The organism is Methylocystis heyeri, from assembly GCF_004802635.2.
In the GTDB taxonomy this organism is placed as follows: Bacteria; Pseudomonadota; Alphaproteobacteria; order Rhizobiales; family Beijerinckiaceae; genus Methylocystis; species Methylocystis heyeri.
Genome location: NZ_CP046052.1, coordinates 2,312,647 through 2,333,909, shown reverse-complemented (window position 1 = coordinate 2,333,909; position 21,263 = coordinate 2,312,647). Strand labels below are relative to the sequence as shown.

At 60.3% G+C, this 21,263-nt stretch carries 21 protein-coding genes; 8 read left to right on the top strand and 13 right to left on the bottom strand.

Annotation, left to right across the window (positions count from 1 at the left end):
- Positions 1–90 precede the first annotated feature (90 nt).
- From H2LOC_RS10655 to H2LOC_RS10620, 8 genes are all read right to left on the bottom strand, one after another.
- Positions 91–603, bottom strand: a complete 513-nt coding sequence (locus H2LOC_RS10655) for an Ig domain-containing protein (protein WP_136496372.1) — start codon at positions 601–603, stop codon at positions 91–93.
- A gap of 154 nt (positions 604–757) precedes the next feature.
- Positions 758–2,023: a hypothetical protein gene (locus H2LOC_RS10650; RefSeq protein WP_136496371.1), complete on the bottom strand. Its 1,266-nt coding sequence runs from the start codon at positions 2,021–2,023 to the stop codon at positions 758–760.
- Positions 2,024–2,085: 62 nt separating this feature from the next.
- A complete protein-coding gene (locus H2LOC_RS10645; protein WP_136496370.1) occupies positions 2,086–2,823 on the bottom strand; it encodes a hypothetical protein in 738 nt (245 codons plus the stop codon).
- 36 nt (positions 2,824–2,859) lie between these two features.
- Entirely contained in the window at positions 2,860–3,318 is a 459-nt protein-coding gene (locus tag H2LOC_RS10640) for a hypothetical protein (RefSeq protein WP_136496369.1), read from the bottom strand.
- 28 nt (positions 3,319–3,346) lie between these two features.
- Entirely contained in the window at positions 3,347–3,589 is a 243-nt protein-coding gene (locus H2LOC_RS10635) for a hypothetical protein (protein WP_136496368.1), read from the bottom strand.
- A 24-nt stretch (positions 3,590–3,613) separates the two neighbouring features.
- On the bottom strand, positions 3,614–3,844 hold the full coding sequence (locus tag H2LOC_RS10630) for a hypothetical protein (protein ID WP_136496367.1): 231 nt from the start codon (positions 3,842–3,844) through the stop codon (positions 3,614–3,616).
- Positions 3,845–4,145: 301 nt separating this feature from the next.
- The gene (locus H2LOC_RS10625) at positions 4,146–4,406 is read right to left on the bottom strand and encodes a hypothetical protein (RefSeq protein ID WP_136496366.1); all 261 of its coding nucleotides are present in this window, start codon (positions 4,404–4,406) and stop codon (positions 4,146–4,148) included.
- Between the two features lie 83 nt (positions 4,407–4,489).
- A complete protein-coding gene (locus H2LOC_RS10620; RefSeq protein WP_136496365.1) occupies positions 4,490–6,613 on the bottom strand; it encodes a portal protein in 2,124 nt (707 codons plus the stop codon).
- 152 nt (positions 6,614–6,765) lie between these two features.
- Here H2LOC_RS10620 and H2LOC_RS10615 point away from each other — a divergent pair, with 152 nt between their 5' ends.
- Both H2LOC_RS10615 and H2LOC_RS10610 read left to right on the top strand, forming a co-directional pair.
- Positions 6,766–7,188, top strand: coding sequence for a hypothetical protein (locus tag H2LOC_RS10615; RefSeq protein WP_136496364.1), 423 nt, complete (start codon positions 6,766–6,768; stop codon positions 7,186–7,188).
- A gap of 41 nt (positions 7,189–7,229) precedes the next feature.
- On the top strand, positions 7,230–8,615 hold the full coding sequence (locus H2LOC_RS10610) for a terminase (protein WP_136496363.1): 1,386 nt from the start codon (positions 7,230–7,232) through the stop codon (positions 8,613–8,615).
- On the opposite strand, the gene H2LOC_RS22090 is transcribed toward H2LOC_RS10610, so the two are convergent.
- The 4 genes from H2LOC_RS22090 to H2LOC_RS10590 all read right to left on the bottom strand — a co-directional run bounded on the left by H2LOC_RS22090 (position 8,542) and on the right by H2LOC_RS10590 (position 10,793).
- Entirely contained in the window at positions 8,542–9,069 is a 528-nt protein-coding gene (locus H2LOC_RS22090) for a deoxycytidylate deaminase (RefSeq protein WP_136496362.1), read from the bottom strand. The two genes, H2LOC_RS10610 and H2LOC_RS22090, sit on opposite strands and share 74 nt — an antisense overlap.
- Positions 9,069–9,317: a hypothetical protein gene (locus H2LOC_RS10600; protein WP_136496361.1), complete on the bottom strand. Its 249-nt coding sequence runs from the start codon at positions 9,315–9,317 to the stop codon at positions 9,069–9,071. Before H2LOC_RS10600 ends, H2LOC_RS22090 begins: the two co-directional genes overlap by 1 nt.
- Entirely contained in the window at positions 9,307–9,501 is a 195-nt protein-coding gene (locus H2LOC_RS10595; RefSeq protein ID WP_136496360.1) for a hypothetical protein, read from the bottom strand. The genes H2LOC_RS10600 and H2LOC_RS10595 overlap by 11 nt, the downstream gene beginning before the upstream one ends.
- A 77-nt stretch (positions 9,502–9,578) precedes the next feature.
- Entirely contained in the window at positions 9,579–10,793 is a 1,215-nt protein-coding gene (locus H2LOC_RS10590) for a tyrosine-type recombinase/integrase (protein ID WP_136496359.1), read from the bottom strand.
- 634 nt (positions 10,794–11,427) lie between these two features.
- Here H2LOC_RS10590 and H2LOC_RS10585 point away from each other — a divergent pair.
- The 3 genes from H2LOC_RS10585 to H2LOC_RS10575 all read left to right on the top strand — a co-directional run bounded on the left by H2LOC_RS10585 (position 11,428) and on the right by H2LOC_RS10575 (position 15,642).
- Entirely contained in the window at positions 11,428–11,610 is a 183-nt protein-coding gene (locus H2LOC_RS10585) for a hypothetical protein (protein ID WP_246206789.1), read from the top strand.
- Entirely contained in the window at positions 11,607–14,063 is a 2,457-nt protein-coding gene (locus H2LOC_RS10580; protein ID WP_154331623.1) for an ATP-binding protein, read from the top strand. The genes H2LOC_RS10585 and H2LOC_RS10580 overlap by 4 nt, the downstream gene beginning before the upstream one ends.
- A 382-nt stretch (positions 14,064–14,445) precedes the next feature.
- Positions 14,446–15,642, top strand: a complete 1,197-nt coding sequence (locus H2LOC_RS10575; RefSeq protein WP_136496357.1) for a DUF932 domain-containing protein — start codon at positions 14,446–14,448, stop codon at positions 15,640–15,642.
- A 177-nt stretch (positions 15,643–15,819) separates the two neighbouring features.
- Here H2LOC_RS10575 and H2LOC_RS10570 read toward each other — a convergent pair whose 3' ends face one another.
- Complete coding sequence (locus H2LOC_RS10570; RefSeq protein ID WP_136496356.1) at positions 15,820–16,311, bottom strand: hypothetical protein; 492 nt, start codon at positions 16,309–16,311, stop codon at positions 15,820–15,822.
- A 285-nt stretch (positions 16,312–16,596) separates the two neighbouring features.
- Between H2LOC_RS10570 and H2LOC_RS10565 the strand changes: the two genes are divergently transcribed.
- From H2LOC_RS10565 to H2LOC_RS10555, 3 genes are all read left to right on the top strand, one after another.
- Positions 16,597–18,714 carry a ParB/RepB/Spo0J family partition protein gene (locus H2LOC_RS10565; protein ID WP_136496355.1) on the top strand — a complete coding sequence of 706 codons (2,118 nt, stop codon included), beginning with the start codon at positions 16,597–16,599 and terminating at the stop codon, positions 18,712–18,714.
- A 63-nt stretch (positions 18,715–18,777) separates the two neighbouring features.
- Positions 18,778–19,836, top strand: a complete 1,059-nt coding sequence (locus H2LOC_RS10560; protein WP_246206788.1) for a DUF7146 domain-containing protein — start codon at positions 18,778–18,780, stop codon at positions 19,834–19,836.
- Between the two features lie 325 nt (positions 19,837–20,161).
- Positions 20,162–21,097 carry a DUF2493 domain-containing protein gene (locus H2LOC_RS10555; RefSeq protein WP_136496354.1) on the top strand — a complete coding sequence of 312 codons (936 nt, stop codon included), beginning with the start codon at positions 20,162–20,164 and terminating at the stop codon, positions 21,095–21,097.
- The last annotated feature ends 166 nt before the right edge of the window (positions 21,098–21,263 follow it).

Sequence of the window (21,263 nt, the reverse complement as noted above, 5' to 3'; positions counted from 1 at the left end):
TTATACCTTTACCCATAGAGGTAAGAAAGTAGGCGGCGGCTGATCCAGCCACCGCCCCGATAACTTGCATAACTGGTTTCTCGATGAAGCTTAGTTTCCGCGCTTCGCGAGATACCGCTCGACCAAGTTCTCGCCAGTCCAGAGAAGCGCCGGCAGAGGGTTTCCGCTGGACGCCACGTTCGCGACGGCGCTGGACGCCACGTTCGCGACGGCGCTGGCCACCATGGAAGCGATCTGTTCCGCCGGAACGATCTTCGCCTCGACGGCGCTGATGTCGGCGGCGACCGTATCCACGATGTCCGCGATGTGATTGAAGATCGTCACGGGCTGCGCCGGAGCCGGGGCGTTCGGATCGACGACGCTTCCCTGAATACGCAGGACCGACGTATCGCCGATGCTGTCGCGGGCAGTGACGGTGAAGTCAATCTGTCCAGCCGTGGCAGGAACGCCGGCGATGAGTCCCGAGGGACTGAGGGTGAGCCCGTCGGGGATGGTCCCGCCGCTCACGGAATACGCCACCGAGCCAGTCGCGCCGGACACGGACAGGATGTCCGAAACGGACGCCCCCACGCTCCAGTTGGGAGTATAATTCACGAATTGCATACGTTACCTCCTGTGGTAAGCCTGTTAGGCTGTCACCGTGCCGCCATTATTGACGATGGTGTTCGTTATCGCTAAGCCGTTCTTCGCGAGAGTCGCGCCGGCATTTGACCGTGATCGTTCCGGTTCCGAAAGCATTATAGACCTCGTTATTAGATCAAGCGACCGCGCGGACGATGACCTTGCCAGATGAGAAAGCTTGCCCGCTCGTAGTTGCGAGCTTGAACCCTGTTACAGCTAACGTGTTGCGCGTGGAAATGCCTACCGTCCTATGCTGAATTAAATCGCCAGAAGCGTTCGAAGATGCGAACTCACCAGTCCACTTCTTGTATGTGGTGGTGGAAGCCGGATTGTAAATCGTGATCTTCCCATGCACGCCAGAGCCCGCTACGTTGCTGAGATTATCAGGGAGAAAGAAATCGTTTGTGTTCACCCACCCATAGCTTCCAGAGGCGCTGTTCATGCCATCGCCCCAAAACAGATGGGTAACATATCCGTTCGTGGACCCTGCCCCCAAGCCATCGGTCGTGAACCACTGCATACGCATTGACGGGCCGCTATCCGATGGAACCACGTTAATGAGGTCAATCTCATATATCGTGTATCCAGTGAGGAAACTGGTCTGGTCAGTTACGGGCGAAATCCCGGTGCAGTCGATTGTGTTAAGAACACCGGGGCCGCTCGTCGGAGTTTTCCAGCTAACGTCGAAATCTGAGTTTGAGTTCTTGGCGAGAACTTGCCCAGATGTCCCTCCGGGCGGGACGACATTTCCTAGCACGTCCCACGAAGCGCCATCCCACCCCACCAGCATCGTATGGCCGGGGTAGATCACGACGCCTTGAACTGCAATAGCCGCCGTTCCCTTATGGGCAATCGGAAGCCAGAATACCAAGGCGGTATTCTGAGGGCTTGGCAGCGTTACGGCTATGTTTGCCGTGGTCTGTGTGAACACGAGACCTCGATACTGCTCTATAGCACCCGTTACAGTAATTGCGCCACTTGCCGCTATATCAGCGATGGTCGCCGCCGATCCGATCTGCGTCGGCGCTACAGCCAGCGTTTTCCAGCTCGCATCGAAATTGGCGTTAGAGTTCTTTGTGTAAACCTGTCCGGTAGTTCCGCCAGTGGGGACGACATTTCCGAGCACATCCCATGAAGCGCCATCCCACGCGAGCAGCATAGTCTGCCCCGGCGGAAGAACAACACCCTCTACGGTAATAGCTACACTGCCTTTGTTCGAAGCCGGCAGGGAGAAGATGATTGATGCGCTCTGCGGACTTGGCAGGGTGACGCTCACGCCCGGCGTTGCCTGCGTGAACACGAGAGCGCGATATTGCTCTACCGTTCCCATAACCGCCAGCGCGCCATTCGCCGTTATGTCCGCGAACGTGGCTGTGTTGCCTATCTGCTTTGGCGCTATCATATACATCCGTCCTACCCAAAATGTTGCAGTGTTACCCGCAGGGGTAACACTGCGTTATGCCGTCAGTAGGAATAGTGAGCGTAAACCACGTCCACGCCGGACTGAATGTTGTAGTTGAGCCCGGTCGCCGTGGCGTCAACCGTGACGGCATTGGCCGGCGGGGTGACGCTGAGACCGTTGCCGTTCTCGACGACGACGCCGTTGACCGTGAACCACAACGGGTAGCCGGCCCTCGGAGTATTGGTGAGGCTCGCAACGGTGTTCAGCGCAGTGACGGCGAGCGCCTCCGAGAACGGAGTTGCGGTTACGCCGCCGGCCGGGTTGACATGACGCTCGGTGATCGCCATGAGCGCGTCCGCCGGAATGTCGGCGAAGTAGAACCAATACGGGATTTCGAGGTCCACCGCCGTCGCTGCGGCCCACGTATACGCCGCCTCGACTCCCCCCGGCGCGCTGAAATAGGACAGCGTGTAGACCGCGCCAACCTTCGTCACCTTGCCGTAGATGTCGTTTCCTAAACGGTCCGTGGCGCGAACGCGAGACGGACCGTTGAGGAACACCGGAACGATGTTGTCTGCCCCGACCTCGACGCCTTCGGTGCCCTTCTGAGAAACCGCCGTGGGTGCCGCGCCTGCCTGCAACGGAACCGCCCCGCCAGCGAAACCAGCCGTGGCGAGGGCCGTGCCCAGAGCTGCCGAGATATTGTCGCTGTTCGCAGCCGAAGTGTTGAAACCGGCGATGCCGACCGCCGCCAGCAACGTCTTGTCGATCTGTTTGGACTGGATATTCGTGTTTGCCATCTTGTGCCTCGCCCAGTTTATCCGTCCGGGTAAGCTTTATATGAACCGGACGAATACGGAGTCTGTTGACGGGTTCAGAACGAAATCTCCCGTCCACGTCAACGTTGACCCGGCGAGCGTGAACGCGCCGGAGTAGTAATCGTATGCGATGCTGTTCACGACCATCACAACGCTAGTGGGCTGCGTCGGAGTGGCAGGGAGAGAGAACGTCGTCTGCCCGACTGTCGTGAACGACAACACCCTCGGAGCAACCGCCTGCGCGATGGCTTTGGCTAGCAGGAACCCGGACACCGTGCCGATGGTGTTATCCGCCGGGTTCGTTGCCTGTGCCTGCGTGAGAGCCGCCACTCCGGCAGGGGTAGCGAGCTGGTTTATGTAGTCGATGACGATGTTGAGCGCGAGCGTTACCGACTGCGTGTCAACATCCGAAAACGTGTCGAAGGGAGGCCCTACGTATGTAGCCTCGCGGTCGAGTTCTTTTGTGCTTGTCGCCATTGTAGCCCCTGATACCCAAACGGGTAAGTCAAATCATATCGTCGTGGATCGACATGACAATGTTGGGGATGCTCGGCTGCTGGTCGGCGCGGGCGTCCATCATGGCTTTCATACGGTCTTCGTGCTCTTTGTGAGCCTTCTTGCCGTAGTTGTTCATGCGGGACATGGCCGCCGACCCGCCGATAATGGTCGGGTGTGAGTCTTGGCTCGGGAGAATTTCCTCCCCGTAGCCCTTGCCATCACGCTTCGACGTATCAACGACGCGGACCATTATAGCCTCCGAATACGAGAGCTGTCAGCCGTTCTTTCCGGTCTGACCCGGCGTCATCGTGTTTGCGTGCTGCTTGCCAAACATATGCTTGGAGCCGCCCTTGGCGAAATATTTGCCCTCGCCACCGCCTCCAGCAGTTTCGTGGCTCGTGACGCCCTCTTCCTGAGTTCCGGCGTGCTGCTTCCCGAACATATGCCCGGAGCCGCCCTTGGCGAAAAACTTCTCGCCAGCGCTCGTGCTTTCGACTTTGGCCATAATAAATGCTCCAATCCTAGCGTGGATTGGAGCAAGATTACCCCAGCGGGTAACTAATTGCAAGCGATTTTTAGCACTTGCCTTTGGAAGCTTTTCCGACGCCTTTCACAGCGCCGCCACGCTTGAAAGCCGGCGTTGCTGCTGGCGCTCCGGCCCCAGACTGGCCGCCAGATGCCGCGCCGCCGGGCATTGGCGTATCGGATTTCGGCATGGGGAGTTTCCTGCCCGGACCCCCCATCGACGCTGCTCCGGGGCCAGAGCCAGCGATCTTGTTTCCACGTTTCACTCCCATTGGTCCCTCCTAAAAATCGAGGTCGTCTGGCGCATCGCCATGGATAGCGGCGTTGATAGGCGCGCTGTCCGACCACTTCGGTTCGCCGCGCTCCAGCCATTCGCAGTAGGCGATGTCGCTTTTCAGCTCGTCGTCGCTGCTGTGCGAAAAGATTACGCTCGTTCGCGAGAACGCCTTTCCGTTGGCGTCTAACACGGCGAGATTGACCATGTTCGTGCCCCAAACGTGCGTGATGATGGCGGCAAGTTTCTGGTTGCCGACGATGCCCATATCGCCACGATCGTAGCTGTTCGGGGTGTAAATAACGCTGGCGCTTACGTAAGGGTATCTAATGTATCCTCTCATGTATCCTCTCAATGTTGGGGCGTTTGCTGTTGAAGGTTTACCCGCGGCCCCTGTTCGCCAGAGGGGCCGGGTTTACCCCCTTGGACTCCCGGCTGGCCATTACCTCCTTGGGTATGTCCAACCGCACCCTGCTGCTGCGCTGCCTGCTGCGCTGCCGCCTGCTGCGCCATAAGGTCGTCGTCGCTGGGGACAATCTCGTCACCCGGCAGGCCGAGGCCCTTTGCGACTTGACGCAGTATCTCCGCTCGGCCCTTCGGCCCGATGATACCCATGTCCACCGGGTTCGCCGTCATCTGCAAGAACTCGGTCTGGCGCTGTCGGTTCGTCTCGCGCTGCGCAGCCACCTTCGTCCCGAGGACGGTAATCCGTTCCTCGCCGGAGAGAAGCTCCGACGTGTCTGTTAGCATGAGCAGATCGAACAGATTTTGAAGCATCGGCTCCAGAACGTCGCGGTCGATATTCGCCGCCACTGTCTGGAGAATTTTAGAGCTATTGCTCATGAGCATGGACAGTCCAGACGCCGTGCGCCCTAGGCCGCCGCCAAGATTTGGCGAGCCCGTCAAGTATCTCGGGATTGCCGACAGCTCGTCCGCAATGCCGCCGAGTGTTTGGAACACATTGAGCAACTCGCTCGCGTTCGACGTGGGCTGGAAGAAATCAATTGGCTTCACCGCATTCGACCCAAACGGATCACGCGTCACATGCCAACGCTTCCACGGGTACAGGTCTTCGCCGTCTTCGTCCCTCGCTAGAAGGTCATCGTTCACTACCACTTGCGGCCCGGATGCGATGCTCATGTTGTTCACAAGCGAACGCAGGGTCGCGTTGGTCACGTTCTGCAAATCGTCAAGAATGTCGGGCAGGGCGTTGCCAACTGGAGTTCCGGGTACTTTCTCGAACGAAGTCACATAATATTGGTGACGTTTTCGTGGGGACGGGGAGAGTTGGACCTTGAGCACGAACCGCCCGACGATCCATACTTGCACAAAGTAATCGCGCAACGGGTCTTCGATTAACGCCGGGTCCATTCCCTGTTCGAGCAGCAACGAACCCTGCACATATCCATTAAACTCCATCGCCGAAATCATGCCCGACCTATTAAGGTGCGGGTTCTCGCGGTTCTCGTTTACCGCGCGCTCGGCGTCCATCTGGTCCCAATCATCAACCAGACCGCCGCGCCCATATGCTTCGAGCGCAGCACGCACAGCGTCGTGGTCATACCCCGGCAAGTCGAGGAGGTCGTTTAGGTCTTTGCGTGTGACCCTCAAGCGCTCGATGACATTTCCGTCTTCGATGCGCGAGACCCCCGGCGTCCAATACACGTCGAACGGCGATACGCGTTCCCATGTGAGCTTGGGGGCCTCGACCACATACGCTTTGTTCCCTTCCCATTCGACGAGGGGCTTGATGCGTACAACCGGCCCCTTGATTACGGCGTAGGGGAACAACGTGAGGTCGGCGAGAAATTCAGCGAGCGCCTGATAGAACCCGCCCTCGGCGAGAATCTCGTCAATCTTGTCTTCGGCGATCTTCGCTTGATCGTTCGAACGCTTCACCGCTGCGCGCCGCGCAGCCTCCATAAGCGACCTGTAGCGATCCATTATCGCCTGTTCGTCCGGCGATTGCCCGCTCGCCTGCGAATGCGACTGCACTTCAAGCTGTATCAGCGAGGCAATCGCGGACAATACCTCTGCGGGTAACTGCGGATCGTTCGGGGCTTCGAGCCCCCATGGGCGATCATTTGAGAGATAAACGTCCGCCAACAGGGATGTCGCCCCACGACATTTTACTGCGGTCGTGCGCGCATAGACCTCGCTACCGCCAAATCTCCGTATCTGCGCAATAACCTCTGCACTGTAGCGACCATTGAAGACTCTGAGCGCATTCATGAGCCGCTCGGCCCATCCTGCCGCGGCGTCGTTACGATGCCTGCGCATGATGTCGTATTGCGACTTCACATAGCCTGCAAGCCCCGTGTATTGGCCCCAGCCGGACGCGCTCGTATCTTGCGCCTGCGCCTGCGCTTCATCAGCCTGCGATTGCGCAGCCGACAGATCGTTCGGCCCGGCAGCGCGAAGTAATCCGCCACCGGGGCCGCTCAAAGGTATTGCTTGCAAGGGCGTCTGGACCATTGTTACCGTGTAAGGTAATATGCGCTCAAAGTCAATAGAGGCCCAAAATGGCGTTAAACCCGTTCTCCCCAAAATATCCGCTCCCGACAAAGCTTCCGCTCGTCGCGACGCGTGGACTCCCTTTCTCGGAACCCGCTACGCTCGAAGAGAAAATGACGGCGCTTGCGAAAGAACTCTCGACTGGCGTTGGTGAGATTTCCGACGTTCTGAAGAGCCTTGAGATATCGGACGAAGAATATGTCCTGATAACCAAGCACCGCCGATTTGCGACTTTGATGGCGCAATTCAAGACGGAATGGGAGAGCGTTGACAACACGCCGAAGCGCATTCGCATGAAAGCGGCGCTGGCGCTCGAAACGTGCATCGCCGAAATGGTGACGCAAGTTCACAATCGCGAGACCCCGCTTGCCGCGCGGGCTGCGCTAGTTACCGCCATGGGTAAGATCGCGGGGCTAGAGAAGCAACCCGAGCAACAGAACACGGGCGGCGGGTTCAAGGTGACGATCAACCTCGGCGATACCACGAAGCCGCCCGTAACAATCGAAGCCCCCACCATTGAAGGCGAAGCGCTGTGACCCACCACGTTTATACCCCGCCCAGAACATGCGCAGAGTTCATGCGCAGCACGGCGCTTCTCCGTCTCATTGCTGGTCCAGTCGGCTCTGGCAAAACGACGGCTTGTATCTTTGAGCTGTTTCGGAAGGCGTGCGAGCAAGCGCCCGATCCGGTTGACGGCATGCGCCGCACGCGCTTTGCAATCGTGCGCCAGACCTTGAAGCAGCTCAAGGATACCGTTCTCAAGGACATTATGTTCTGGTTCCGCGAAGTGGCGGACTACCGCGTGAGTGAGAGCACGATCTACATTCGCATTGGCGACGTTGACACCGAATGGATTTTGCTCCCCATGGAGAACCCGGACGACGCGCGGCGGCTTCTGTCTTCGCAGCTTACGGGCGCATGGATGTCCGAGTGCATCGAAATGAGCGCCGACGTTATATCGGGCATTTTCGGACGTTGCGGCCGATACCCTGTGCCGGTTTGCACATGGCGCGGTATCGTCATGGATACAAACTTTCCGACAGAGCATTCGGACTGGTGGGACATTATGGAGCGCCCGCCAGCGAAAATGGAAGTGTTCAAACAGCCCGGCGGCATGCACCCGGAAGCCGAGAACCTCCAATGGCTGCGCCAGACCGAAGAGAGCTTGAAGCTGCCAGAGGACGACGTAAAGCGACTCGCGCTAGGCCGCACCTACTACACCGATCTTATGGAGTCGGGTCGAAACCAAGACTGGCTCAACAGATACGTTCACGCGATCTACGGCAACGATCCGTCTGGAACCGCCGTATTCGCGCAGAGCTTCAACAAGGCGCTGCACGTCGTTCCGAAGATTGAAGTCCAGTCCGGCAGGCTAATCATTGTGGGGCAGGACTTCGGGCGCGACCCGTGGTCGATCATCATGCAAATGGACCATCTTGGAAATGTCAACATCCTCGAAGAAGTATCCGCGCTCGATATTGGTCTTGAACAGCATATCGCCCAGAGCTTGCGCCCGGCTATCTACAGCGCGCGCTATGCAGGATGCCCGGTTGCGGTTGTTGGCGATCCTGCGGGCGTCGCGAAAAACAACCTCTATGAATTGACCTCGTTCGACATGCTCACGAATATGGGGTTCGCGGCATTCGCTGCTCCAACAAATGACATTGCCCCAAGACTTGGCGCTGTGGAACATTTCCTGTTAAGCGCCAAATTCAGGGTGGACGCCTCGCGCTGCCCCATGCTCATACGAGGGCTCGCGGGCGAATATAAATTTGAACGCACAAAGGACGGCGTGAGAAAGCCCACACCGTCCAAGAAAGGCGACGCATCGCACCCGCAAGACGCCCTCCAGTATGGTTGCCTAGCCTACCACGGCGGCTTGCACGGCTTCATATCAGGGAAGCTAATGAGCAAGCGAAGTCATCCCAGACGCGAACGGATTTCTCCGAAGGCGTGGACATAGGCATTACCGCAGCGGGTAATCGGTGCATATACACGCCCGCGTGCCCGAACATGCTACGTGCTATCGTGAACTCGTCTCCCCATCGTTCTTCGACCTCCGGGCTCGGCTCGGGATATGCGACCTGTTCTATCCCTGCCTGTATTATCGTCCCTGCGCATCTGGCGCAGGGGCAGTGCGTGACGAACATCTTATACCCTCGCACCGGCTCATGTGACGAGAGTATGGCGTTTGCCTCGGCGTGTATTATGCGCGGGTATTTGTGCTCCCGCCGTTCGTAGTGGTCATAATAATCCGGCACGCCGCGCGGGAACCCGTTGAACCCGGTGCTTGCAATCGTCTTGTCGGGCCGCACGATCACAGCGCCGACTTGCGTTGACGGGTCTTTGCTCATGCGCGCCGTGCGCTGCGCAACGTCAAAGAAATACTCAATCCAGCGATCGGATAGCGCAAACATTAATGAGCGCTCCTGTTCTTCGTTACTCTATCGACCATTTCCAGTGCGTTCACTGCGATGTCGTGAAGTCCCAACGTGTTCTCCTTCACTACTTGAAATGTAGCAATCGCGTTCGCCAGCATGCTCTGTCCGGTCACGTCCGTCTCTGCGCTCAGTAGCGCAGTCAGCCTATACACGGCCTCGTCCATCATCTCGATATTTGCTTGCAGCTCTGCGGCCACTCGCGCTTTAAGAGCGTCACTCGCCATGATTGCCGCCTTGTAGCTGCGTCATAGCATCTACTATGTCTTCGACCGCAGCGAGCCCCTTCTTCGTTGCTTGCTTAGCCTCTCTGTCTTTCTCTGCATGCAGCCGATCGCGCAAAACGTCTTGTATCGTTGTCAAGATACCCATGGTCGCATCAAACGCCGCGTTGGGATCGTCACTCGCCATTGTTACCTCCTACGGTAAATCCAGTCTCATACTCGCGCGGGTCCACGGGCTTGTCCCGGCTCCAGCCCACTCCTGCGTTAGTTTTGGGCCTGCTCCAGACAGCTTTCTTTTGCTCCGGCGTTAACGGCTTGGCCCGTGGTTTCTTCCGTTTCACCATTACCTCCTCGGGTAAGTATCTCGTCCAACTTGTCGGCCACTCTCTGCAACGCCTCCCCTCGCTGCTTCCCATAGCGCGAACGGTTATACACGCTTGCCAGTGAGCTATGAGCGTCAACATGGTTGAGCATCAGCTCGATTATGTGGGGCTCAATCTCAAGCTCGCCTGCCATAGTGGCTGCTGTGCGCCTCAAATCGTGCCGCTGCCAGTCCTTCGTCCCAGACTTTTTGAAAATCTGTTTCTGCCACCGATCCCAATTGCTGCTCGTCCCTCCTATGCAGTTCCCATGGCTATTCTCGAACAGCGGCGCTCGCACGCTCTTACCCTCGCTCAGCCCCGCCACGATCATGCGAGCCTGCGTCGGCAGCGCCACTACATGCGCAACGCCATTTTTTGAGCGATCTGCGGGTATGGTCCACACCCCATCCTTGAAGTCACCCACGAGCGCGTTTGTGACTTCTTCGCGCCGCGCCATCGCATAGAACATGAGCCGGCACGCCAGCCCATACGCCCCGGTAAGGTGCGGCCATATCGCGCGAAGCTCCTCGTGAGTAATCACCCGGTCCCTGACGCGCTTGTGCCGCCCGCGGGGTATAGCCAGCTCGGCGACCTCGCGATGGCACTCTTTCCGTAGGATGGCGTCGTTTATTACCGCCAAGAGGTAACGCGTCGCGCTCGACGCCATGTGCGGCGCAGTCGCATATTTTTTGTCGATGCACTTTTGCAGCTTGGCGGATGTAAGCTCCGCGCTCCGCGTCCCCGTCTCAGAATTAAATACATTTTTTATAGCCCGCAGCGCGTCGTCCGACGAACGTAGACCGCGGGTTGCATAATACCGCTCGCACAACTGCAATAGCGTCTTCCCGAGCTTCGCACGAGACATCTTTTCCCCTGCGACCTCAGCCGCCAGCTTCCTACCCAATTCCCGCGCTTGTGCAAGCTCTACAAGCGGGTAATCGCCAAGGAAGCTACGGGGGTAGCCATCCCGTATAAACCACCACTTAGACCCGCCCGGATGCGAAATAAACGACAACCCCGGCAGAGACCCGTCCCGCGCTTCCACGCGCGAGGTCTTCCCAATCGCCGCAAGTTCCTTGCATCGTTTCACGGTCAAAGGGGGCGCTATGCGGGCCATATTTTTGAACTCCTGACAGACAAGTTACCGTGGCGGGTTTCAGAGAATTTTCAGAGAATTAGCGCTCCGGGCGTGTTTCGTAAGTGATTGATCCAGAGTCGCATTCGTCCGAGAAATCCCTTTCGTCACAACGATGTATGTGTTACCTTACACGGTAGTCAAACGTATGTCAACCATCTATGGTGTTCTTTGTAATCAGTAGGTCGGGGGTTCGAATCCCTCAACCGGCACCAATAAAATCAATGGGTTGTGGTGATCTTTCTAGCGCTTGAAGTGGCTCTCTTTTGAAATTAGAAGCCATTTAGAAGCCGAGAGCGGAGATCGCACTTACCCACAGATTTTTCGACAGCCAAAAAACATTTGTGGGGCCGATGGCAGCAATGAGACGCGGAGCTTAAAGGCGCAGCCCGTAAATCCCTCAACACCCCGGTCCGCGCCTAGCCGAAGTGCTGGCGCCTTGCGTCCGGCCTTGGGACTCGCCCGTCGCGAGGCCCTATGGCCGAGTCAGGGCGGTGAAGAACGAGCCATCGCCTCTCTTCGTCTAGCGGCGATTTGCTCCTGACGCAGGCAACGTCTCCTGTTATTTTTCTTGTAGCGGGGTAAGAACTTGGGCACCGCAGAAGATAAGGATAAGGTGGCCGAGCCGCCAGCGAAGGTGAAATCCGTCGCCGCCACCATCCTCGGCGAGTTCTTCGAAACCCTGGAAAAGGAAGAAGGCTTCGGCGAAATAGCGCCCAGGCTCCGCAAAGTCGTCCTTGAGGATGGCGTCTTCGCCGAATCCTCGGTCCGAGCCGCTCTGTTTCCGGACGCTTCATGATTCGGATCGACACGATACATATTAAGGAATTTCGCGGCATTCGCGAGTTGACCCTTGAGCTCAAGGGTCAGAATTTCGCCGCTTGCGGACCGAATGGGACCGGCAAGAGCGGTATCGTGGATGCGATCGAGTTCGCCCTGACGGGCAACATCTCGCGCCTGGCCGGCGCCGGGACCGGAGGTCTCTCGGTCAGGGCGCACGGTCCGCATGTCGACAGTCGTAACAAGCCCGAGGCGGCGTCGGTCACGATCGACGTCACCATCCCCTCCCTTGGCAGCAAGAAGGCCCGGATCCGCCGCACCGTGAAATCGACAAATGCGCCGGAGATCAAGCCCGCCGACAAGGACGTCATCGCCGCGTTCGAGAGCGTCAACCTTCACCCGGAGTTCGTCCTTTCGCGCCGCGAGCTGATCCGATACGTCCTCTCCGAGCCGGGCCAACGCTCAAAAGAGGTCCAATCGCTCCTGCGCCTCGACGACATCGAGAAGCTGCGGGGCGTACTGCAGAAGATCGCCAACGCCTGCACCAGGGACCTCCCGGGGTTGGAGCGCGCGGAGAAGGACGCCATCAACAACCTTCTCGCCGCGCTCGACGCCGCGCAGCTCAGCAAAAAATCAGTCCTCGACGCCGTCAATCCGCGCCGGACTTTGCTCGGCCTCACGCTGTTGACCGATCTCGATGCCAACACCTCAGTCAAGGACGGGCTGACCACCACGACAGCCAGCGTCCCCGGCCGCGTGCCAAAAGTGCAGGCTGCCGCCGATTTTGCGACATTACGAGAGGCGCTCCACGCGCTCAAGGCAGACTCATTCAAGCAAGCATGCTCAACCGCCGACACGAATGCCGCGGAGCTCGGTAAGGATGCCGAGAGCCTCAACGGACTATCGCGCGAGTCCCTCCTGAAGTCGGCGCTAGAACTGTATGACGGGGCCGCCTGCCCGGTGTGCGACACGCCTTTCGAGTCCGATGCCTTCACGGGGCACCTCGCCCGAAAGCTGGCGCACTTTGAAGACGTGAGCAAACGGCGCGCTGCGCTCGAAGCTGAACTGAAGCCGGTCCTCGACGCCCTCCACGCCGCCGGCACGGCCCTGAACACCGTGATCGATCACGCCGGCATGTTCTCCCCGAAGATCGACGCCAGCGCGCTCGCCGAGTTCAGGACTGTTCTTCGAGGGCGATACCAGCAGCTACAGAAGCTCCTGCCGCTCGACGACACGCGCGCGGTCCTATCCGCGGCTCACAGCGTCCCAGACATGGAGCCGCCGTTGGCCGCGCTCGCCGCTGCGATTGCCGCGATACCGGAGCCCACCAAGCAGGATGCGGCGCGCGACTTCCTCGTGCTCGCGCAGGAGCGACTGGAGACCTGCCGAGCCGCGCGGCTGAAGTTCACGGCCGGCAAGGTCCGCGCGGATCGCGCCACGAAGGTCTTCGCTACCTATGGCATCGTGACTACGACCGCGCTCGAAAAAATCTACAAAGACGTCGAGACCGCGTTCGCGAGCTACTATCGAAAGATCAATGAGGAGGACGAGAAGGCATTCACGGCGAAGCTGATGCCCTCGATTGGCAAACTCGGCTTCGACGTGGACTTCTATGGTCGCGGCCATTTTCCGCCGGGCGCGTATCACAGCGAGGGCCACCAGGACGGAATGGGTCTCTGCCTCTACCTCGCGCTCATGAACCATTTGCTCGGCGCTAATTTTACGTTCGCGGTCCTCGACGACGTCCTGATGTCCGTTGATGCCGGCCACCGTCGTCAGGTCTGCGCGCTCCTCAAGGAGATGTTCCCGAACACGCAATTCATCTTCACGACGCACGACGAGATCTGGCTGCGCCACATGAAATCGGAGGGCCTCATCAAAGGCCGTAACTTCGCCCATTTCCGGACATGGACCGTGGATTTTGGTCCGACCGAGTGGGACGATCGCGATGTCTGGGCCGAGCTGGAAGGCTATCTCATCAAAAACGACGTGCGCGCCGCAGCAGCTCTGCTTCGCCACTATCTGGAGCATTTCGCCAAGGAGGCCTGCGATCGCCTGCGCGCCAATGTTGAATTCCGGGGCGACGCCCAATTCATGCTCGGCGATCTGCTTCCGAACGCGACCAGCACGCTGGGCGATCTGCTGAAAAAGGCCAAGGTCGCCGCCAACTCCTGGAATCAAAAGGATGTCGTCGAGCGTATCGGCGCGATCGAGGTCGCCTTCGCGGAGGCCAAGGCCAAGACGGGCTACGAGAACTGGCAGATCAACACGGCCGTCCATTTCAACGAATGGGCGGACCTTAAGAAAGAAGACTTCACGCCCGTGGTGTCGGCGTTTCGGACGTTTACCGGTGCGTTCGGCTGCGGCACTTGCAATGAGATGTACTTCGTGGCCCCCGACCGCGGCAAGAAGGAGGCATTGCGCTGCGGGTGCGGAGATCTGAACCTAAATCTCCTGCAGAAGAAGGCCTAGCGGCGTGTGATAAAACGCCGACCCGATTCCTGTATCCCTTATCATTAATCACTGCGACGAACGCCACGGTGCCCGCTGGCGAACATAAGTCTCGTTTCAGCCGTCAGGAGTGATCTCTAAATCCAATGTCGCCGGATCCGTTGGTTGACAGCGTTATCCCTATATTCCGACAGTGGAGCAGAAGTTGTACAGCCTCTACGCATCCGAGGCTCTACGGGTTTGCGGGGAAAGCCTTCCCTGCGTCCGAGTTCTGCGGTTTCCGCTACTCCTTCTGGGGGATTGGCTGCCCCAAAAGGCCCCACCGAGTTAGAGGCGAGCAGGATTTCCGTGACGGGGTGAGGGCGAGAGGAGAGGCCTCCGCCGCCCGTCTTGGAGATGACCCATGACCCAGGAGCAAGTTCTGGACGCCGTTCACGATCGCGTCGGCGGCTACAAGGTGGATGTGAGCCGCGGGGAGCGAGTCGGCCGCGTGTCTTCGGAGTGGTTCTCGCGCCCGGCCGACGAGCGTTACTTATCCCTCTCGGATCTGTATGCCGCCGTGCGCGGCCGGTCCGAACGCAGCCGGACCCGCACGGTCGAGAGCGCGGCGATCCGGGTGGAAGCCAACCGTGACGACGCGGAGCGTCTCACCCTGATGCTGCCCGGCGCCGAGGCGCCGATTGCGCCGACTCATTGGAGTTTTGGACAGCTCGCCGGCCTGGTCGGCGCCCCGGCCGCCTATCTTCGCCAGCTTCCCGCGCCTCTGGCCGGCATCAATCTCCAATACGGATTGACCTCACACCGCGCCGAGCAGGTGAAGACGCTCGAGATCGAAGATGGCCGCATCGAACTGCGCGCGGTCACCGGACCCGATTATGGCCGCATCTTCGACCAGGAGCTGGTCGCTGCCGTCCGGCGTATCGCTGGCGACGGCACAGGGGATACGCGCTGGAAGGTGCCGGGCGTGCTCGATTGGTCCAGCGGCGTCTATAATCCGCACGTCGATATCACCCAGGACACTACGACCCTCTACGCCTCCGATCGCGACGTCTTCCTCTTCCTGGTCGACGACCTTAATCCGATTGAAGCCGGCCGGCTGCCAGACGGCTCTCCCGACCTATATTTTCGTGGCTTCTATTGCTGGAATTCCGAGGTTGGAGCGAAGACGCTCGGCATGGCCAGCTTCTATCTTCGCGCCGTCTGCCAGAACCGAAATCTTTGGGGCGTTGAGGATTTCGAAGAAATCACCATCCGCCACTCGAAATATGCCGCCTCGCGCTTCGCCCATGAGGCCGCGCCGGCGCTGACCCGCTTCGCTAATTCCTCACCCACGCCTTTCGTCAACGGCATCAAGGCTTCGCGGGAAAAGATCGTCGCCCGCACCGACGAGGACCGTAGCGAGTTCCTGCGCAAACGCGGCTTCTCAAAGACCGAGACGGCGAAGATCATCGAAACCGTGCTCGTCGAGGAAGGGCGCAAGCCTGAGAGCGTGTTCGACTTCGTCCAGGGGATCACCGCCGTTGCGCGCGAAAAGACCCAGCAGGACGCGCGGCTCGATCTCGAGGCGCGGGCTAAGAAGCTGCTCGATCGAGCGGCCTGAGTGGCGCTGGCCGCGGGGTTGGATCTATTCACTGCGCCGCCGCGGCCATCCATCGGGCAACGTGCGCCCAGCTTTCCGCTTTCCTAAACGGCAACTATCCGCCAGGAGCGGTCATCGGCCATCAATCAAAATGTCTCAGGGACGGGAAGCTGATTGAGGCAGTTCACGAGGCAACCTTTATTTCGCATCGGTCCAGCAAGCGGCATTTTTATCCAGTTTCGTATTGGCAATTTCGTCAAAGCGTTCGTTGCGCCACACGAATCGTTGTTCGGTGCATCCGTCGGTGAAGTCAGCGTTCCAGTGAGCGACTATGAGCGAACTCATCGAGGCGAATTTTAGCTCGAGGCGGCCGGTTTCTTCGCCGCCCAGAGGGAAAGTGTAAACCCTCCCGTTGGCGATATCGGTCATGTAAACCGCCGAGCACATGGTGCCGCATCCGAATTGGACGATTGCGTAGTGGCCGGCGAAATTGATGCCCTGTTGGGCTGCCTGCCGAATACGCGTCCGGAACATCGCGAATTTCCGTTCACGCCCGGCGAAATCCGGGTAATGGACCTTGCCGCTATAGATCCCGGATACCCGATAAAGATCGAAAGGGTATTCAATCGCCAGGGTTTGCCCTGCGCTCAATGTCAGGAGGGATAATGTCAGCCAAGTTCGCTTTGTCATTGTCGGAAACCCGCTAGAGAACGGCTTTTTGGTCTTAGCCCGATACTCGCTTCTTGTCGATGTTCTACAACGACGCAACGTGTGCATAGTCTCTGCTCGCGGGCATGGGGGCACAGTCGGCTCCTTCGCTGACGGTGCCGCAGAGGCGCAGGCGTTCGAGGCGCTACAGCTCTCCGATTTCGGTTCGGGAGCCTACGATCGAGAGGAAGAGGGCTGCGCCGGTTTTCGTGACGGCTTGGAGGTCGAGAGAAAGTCTTTCGGCCGGCCGTCGCGGAGTGAAGACCCATGGGGAAGACCGCTCAAAAAATCCAGTTGAGCGCCTCGCGCGACATTCCATTCAACAAACTCGTGTTATCCCAGGCGAATGTCCGACGCATCAAGGCTGGCGTCTCCATCGAGGAACTCGCCGAGGACATTGCACGCCGCACGTTGTTGCAGAGCATCACTGTGCGGCCCGTTCTCGACGAAAATGGCGCCGAAACGGGCATGTTCGAAATCCCGGCTGGCGGCAGACGTTATCGCGCGCTGGAACTGCTGGTGAAGCAGAAGCGTCTCGCGCGCAATGTGCCCATCCCTTGCGTAGTGCGCACCGAGGGGACAGCGGAGGAGGATAGCCTCGCCGAAAACGTCCAGCGCGCGCCGCTACACCCGCTCGACCAGTTCCGGGCGTTTCAGGCGCTTCGCGAGAAGGGGCAGAGCGAGGAGGAAATCGCGGCGGCCTTCTTTGTCAGCGTTGCGGTCGTCAAGCAGCGGCTGCGGCTCGCTTCCGTTTCATCGAAGCTTCTCGACGTCTATGCCGAGGACGGCATGACCTTGGACCAGTTGATGGCCTTCGCGGTAAGCCCCGATCATGAGCGCCAGGAGCAGATCTGGGAGGCGATCCAGCGCTCCTACAGCAAGGAGGCCTATCAAATCCGCCGTATGCTCACCGAGAGCGCGGTCCGCGCCTCCGACAAGCGTGCGCAATATGTAGGCGAGGACTACACTGCCGCCGGCGGCGCGGTCATGCGCGATCTCTTCCAGAACGATGATGGCGGCTGGTTGCAGGATGCAAGGCTGCTGGATCGACTCGTCGCCGAAAAGCTTGAACGCGACGCGCAAGACGTTCGCGCCGAGGGGTGGAAATGGGTCGAGATCGCGACCGATTTTCCTTACGGCCACACTTACGGGCTTCGCCATCTCCAGGGCGAACGCCAGCCTCTGAGCGAGGATGAAGTGGCGGCGCGCGAGTTGCTTCGCTGCGAAGCCGATGAGCTCGAGGCGGCCTATTCGGGAGCAGACGAGATCCCGGAGGAGGTCGACGCCCGGCTCGCTGAGATCGAGACGGCGTTGGAGGCTTTCGAGCAGCCCCCCGTCATCTATGCTCCCGAGGATGTCGCGCGGGCGGGCGCCTTCGTGAGCATCGATGGTTCGGGCCGCCTTCGCATCGAGCGCGGCTATGTCCGCCCTGAGGACGAGGCGCCGATCGAAGGCGCGGAGATCGTTTCGGACGAAGTTGTCGGCGAGGAGCCGTCGCAATTGGCGTCAGCTCCCAAGTCCGCTGCTCCCATCGACGCCGCAATTCATTCGTCGTTCGCCGAAGAGGAAGACGACGAAGGACTGCGGCCCTTGCCCGACAGGCTGGTGACCGAGTTAACCGCATACCGTACGCTGGCGCTGCGCGAGGCGCTCGGTAGAAATCCGAAGGTCGCCTTACTGGCGGCGCTGCACGTCCTCTGCCTGAAGCTGTTCTACCGCTACGGTTCCGACTCCTGTCTCGATGTCGAGCCAAAGACCGTGACCTTCGGCAGTCTCGCCCCCGGCCTCGGCGACACAAAGCTTGCCGCGACAGTCGACGCGCGGCATCGCGAATGGTCCGAGCGGCTTCCCAACGAGCCCGGCGATCTCTGGAATGCACTCGCAATGCTTGACGCGGAGCAGCAGCAGGCGCTGTTCGCACATTGCGTCTCGCTCACCGTCAACGCGGTCAACGAGGCCTATAATCGTCGCCCCAGGGCGGTCGCCCACGCCGATCGGCTTGCGGAGGCAATCTCGCTAGACATCGCCGCGACGGGCTGGGCGCCCAGCGTCGACAATTTCCTCGGCCGAGTGACCAAGGCTCGCATCCTTGACGCCGTTCGCGAAGCCCGCGGCGAGGATCATGCGCGACGCATCGAAATGTTCAAGAAAGGCGACATGGCCGCTCAGGCGGAACATCTGCTCGCAGGCTCGGGATGGCTGCCGGAGCCGCTGCGAATGCTGCGCCGCGCGCCGCATGCATCGGAGACGGGGACAGCGCCGGACAAAGCGCCTGTTGAAGAAGCGGCGACGATCGACAGCGAAACGCCGGCCGACGAAATCGCGGCCCGGAACGATACTGAGGATGCCTCTGCGGATGAACCTCAGGACGTCGCCGCCGAATAACCTCCCCGAACTTTTCCGCGGGACCCGTCAGCAATGGCGGGTCCCTTTGCTATGGAGGGCGCCGTGTCCGGTTCCGCATCCGAATTGGCGCATCGCCTTGCCAGCAATGCCGAGGCGGTGTGCCGCCATTACCTTTCGGCCGGGCGCCGCGAAGGCGCCTACTGGCGTGTGGGCGATGTCCGCAACACGCCGGGCCGGTCCATGTTCGTGCGGCTCAAGGAGACTGCCAGGGGGCCGGCCGGGAAATGGCTGGATGCAGCGACGGGCGAGCACGGGGATCTGCTTGATGTCATCCGCGAATGCCGGGGCCTCTCCGATTTCAAGGATGTCGCCGAAGAAGCACGCGCGTTTCTCAGCCTGCCGCGTGCGGCGCCAGAATCTCAAGAGCCGCGCCCTTCGTCGCGGAGGCCGGATGCTCCAACCGGTTCATCCGAAGCGGCGCGACGCCTGTTCGCCATGTCGCAGCCGATCGAGCGCACTCTCGTGGAAGCGTATCTGCGCCGACGCGGCATTACGGCTTTGCACGCAACCGGCAGTCTGCGTTTTCACCCGCGCTGCTACTACCGGCCCGACGAGCATAGCCCGACCGAGACCTGGCCGGCCATGATCGCCGCCGTCACCGATCTCTCGGGCCACATCACCGGAGCCCATCGCACCTGGCTTGATCCGGGCGGATTCAGCGAGGCGACGCTCGGCAAGGCGCCGATCGACACACCTAGACGGGCAATGGGCGATCTGCTCGGTCACGCCGTGCGCTTCGGCGTGGCAGGCGAGGCCATTGCGGCTGGCGAAGGCATCGAGACCATGCTCTCGCTTCGCTGCGTTCTGCCTGCCATGCCAATGATCGCAGCTCTTTCGGCGGCGCATCTCTTCGCCATCCTGTTCCCGGACACGCTGCGACGCCTCTACATCGCCCTCGACAACGATCCGGCCGGCTATGGCGCGATGGCGACACTCGTCGACCGGGCGCAATCGGTCGGGATCGAGGCGCTCGTGCTTTCGCCTCGGCTCGGTGACTTCAACGAGGACCTGAGACTGCTGGGCGTCGATGCGCTTCGAGCGGCAATCCGGGGGCAGATCGCGGCACAGGACGTCGCGCGATTCATGGGTCTCGCGGCATAGTCGGATCGGGGGCGGGGCGCCGCAGCTTCGTCGCGAAGAGGCCTGTGGCCATGCTTCCCCTCGGCGCCGGAGAGGACCGCGCCCACGGCCTTCTTAAAGGGCGATCGGGCGGCAAGCGGCGCGGACCGGCAATGGCTGCGGCCGACGATTTTCCGGCGCGGCCCAGAGGCCGCTTTCCATCGCGAAACAAAATCGCCGGCCTTCGCCATCCTCCGCCAAGGCTCCGGCCCTTCGCTTCGCTGCGGGTGCAGCTCCGCGCCGCCCGCCGCTTTCGTCGCCATGAAGGCCGCGATGGGCGCGGCCGATCCGGCGAAGGAAAGCCGCTATGACCACCGACTACAACGACGATTTCGAGCCCCCGCACAGCTCATCCCCGACCGGGCGGGTTCTCAACGAACTCCAGCTCTATGGCTACCGGCCTTTCCACGACGAGCCCGATCCTCGACCGCTTCCGGAAGCGCACGTGCTCGCCGGCAGCATTGCCGATATCTTCGACGCCCTCGTGGTCGCACTGTCCGACACGCGCCTCGAACCCGACCTCGAAAACCTGCTCTGGTCGTCGGTGAACGTCTTCCACCGCGCTGTCGAGCGGATCGAGCGCGAACTCGATGACAACGAGCTGGCGCAGCAGCGATTGCAGCGCGAACAGGATGGCAGCGAGGTCAAATCCGTCGAGCTGGAGCGCCTCACGGCACAAGGCCAGACGCTCATCGAGCGGCGCGACGCTTTCGAGCTGATGCGCGACCAGGCCGCCGACCAGTTCGAACGGCACACGCATTCAGCCTGGCGACCGCGCAGCGGATCGAAGGTCAACCATCGCCATCTCACCGCCGCGATGATCGACAGCCGCGACTTCCTCGCCGCGAAGAAGCGCGCGGACAAAGAGGTGCTTCTGCCCGCGGGGCCGAAAGTCGCCCTGACCGGCGGTCTCGACTTCAACGATCACCGGTTAATCTGGGCCAGGCTCGATCAGGTCCACGCCAAGCACCCCGACATGGTGTTGCTGCACGGCGGTTCGCCAAAAGGCGCCGAGCTGATCGCCGCCAAATGGGCCGAAAGCCGCAAGGTCCCGCAAATCGCCTTCAAGCCGGATTGGACCAAGCACGCCAAGGCGGCGCCCTTCAAGCGCAACGACGCGATGCTGGAAACGCTGCCGATCGGCGTCCTTCACTTCCCCGGCACCGGCATCCAGGACAACCTCGCCGACAAGGCCAGGAAGCTCGGCATTCCGGTTTGGAAATTCGGCACAGGCAGCGCGTGAGCGCCGCCGGCGGCCTTTTGCCATGGCGAACGCGGCTCGCGGGTGGCTTGCCTGAGCCGACCCTTTCGACAGCGCCGTAGGAAAACTGGATTCTCCTGGGGCTAGCCCATCTGCCTTTCGCCCAATTATAAGTTAGCGGGAAGGCCTTACGCCGGGAGACGGCACC

Coding starts and splice junctions, on each gene's coding strand:
- H2LOC_RS10575 (WP_136496357.1), top strand. CDS start 14,446: ATGACCCAGGAGCAAGTTCTGGACGCCGTTCACGATCGCGTCGGCGGC.
- H2LOC_RS10595 (WP_136496360.1), bottom strand. CDS start 9,501: ATGGCGAGTGACGATCCCAACGCGGCGTTTGATGCGACCATGGGTATC.
- H2LOC_RS10565 (WP_136496355.1), top strand. CDS start 16,597: ATGGGGAAGACCGCTCAAAAAATCCAGTTGAGCGCCTCGCGCGACATT.
- H2LOC_RS10620 (WP_136496365.1), bottom strand. CDS start 6,613: ATGGTCCAGACGCCCTTGCAAGCAATACCTTTGAGCGGCCCCGGTGGC.
- H2LOC_RS10650 (WP_136496371.1), bottom strand. CDS start 2,023: ATGATAGCGCCAAAGCAGATAGGCAACACAGCCACGTTCGCGGACATA.
- H2LOC_RS10630 (WP_136496367.1), bottom strand. CDS start 3,844: ATGGCCAAAGTCGAAAGCACGAGCGCTGGCGAGAAGTTTTTCGCCAAG.
- H2LOC_RS10590 (WP_136496359.1), bottom strand. CDS start 10,793: ATGGCCCGCATAGCGCCCCCTTTGACCGTGAAACGATGCAAGGAACTT.
- H2LOC_RS10610 (WP_136496363.1), top strand. CDS start 7,230: ATGCGCAGCACGGCGCTTCTCCGTCTCATTGCTGGTCCAGTCGGCTCT.
- H2LOC_RS10640 (WP_136496369.1), bottom strand. CDS start 3,318: ATGGCGACAAGCACAAAAGAACTCGACCGCGAGGCTACATACGTAGGG.
- H2LOC_RS10600 (WP_136496361.1), bottom strand. CDS start 9,317: ATGGCGAGTGACGCTCTTAAAGCGCGAGTGGCCGCAGAGCTGCAAGCA.
- H2LOC_RS10635 (WP_136496368.1), bottom strand. CDS start 3,589: ATGGTCCGCGTCGTTGATACGTCGAAGCGTGATGGCAAGGGCTACGGG.
- H2LOC_RS10555 (WP_136496354.1), top strand. CDS start 20,162: ATGACCACCGACTACAACGACGATTTCGAGCCCCCGCACAGCTCATCC.
- H2LOC_RS10570 (WP_136496356.1), bottom strand. CDS start 16,311: ATGACAAAGCGAACTTGGCTGACATTATCCCTCCTGACATTGAGCGCA.
- H2LOC_RS10625 (WP_136496366.1), bottom strand. CDS start 4,406: ATGGGCATCGTCGGCAACCAGAAACTTGCCGCCATCATCACGCACGTT.
- H2LOC_RS10645 (WP_136496370.1), bottom strand. CDS start 2,823: ATGGCAAACACGAATATCCAGTCCAAACAGATCGACAAGACGTTGCTG.
- H2LOC_RS10615 (WP_136496364.1), top strand. CDS start 6,766: ATGACGGCGCTTGCGAAAGAACTCTCGACTGGCGTTGGTGAGATTTCC.
- H2LOC_RS22090 (WP_136496362.1), bottom strand. CDS start 9,069: ATGTTTGCGCTATCCGATCGCTGGATTGAGTATTTCTTTGACGTTGCG.
- H2LOC_RS10580 (WP_154331623.1), top strand. CDS start 11,607: ATGATTCGGATCGACACGATACATATTAAGGAATTTCGCGGCATTCGC.
- H2LOC_RS10655 (WP_136496372.1), bottom strand. CDS start 603: ATGCAATTCGTGAATTATACTCCCAACTGGAGCGTGGGGGCGTCCGTT.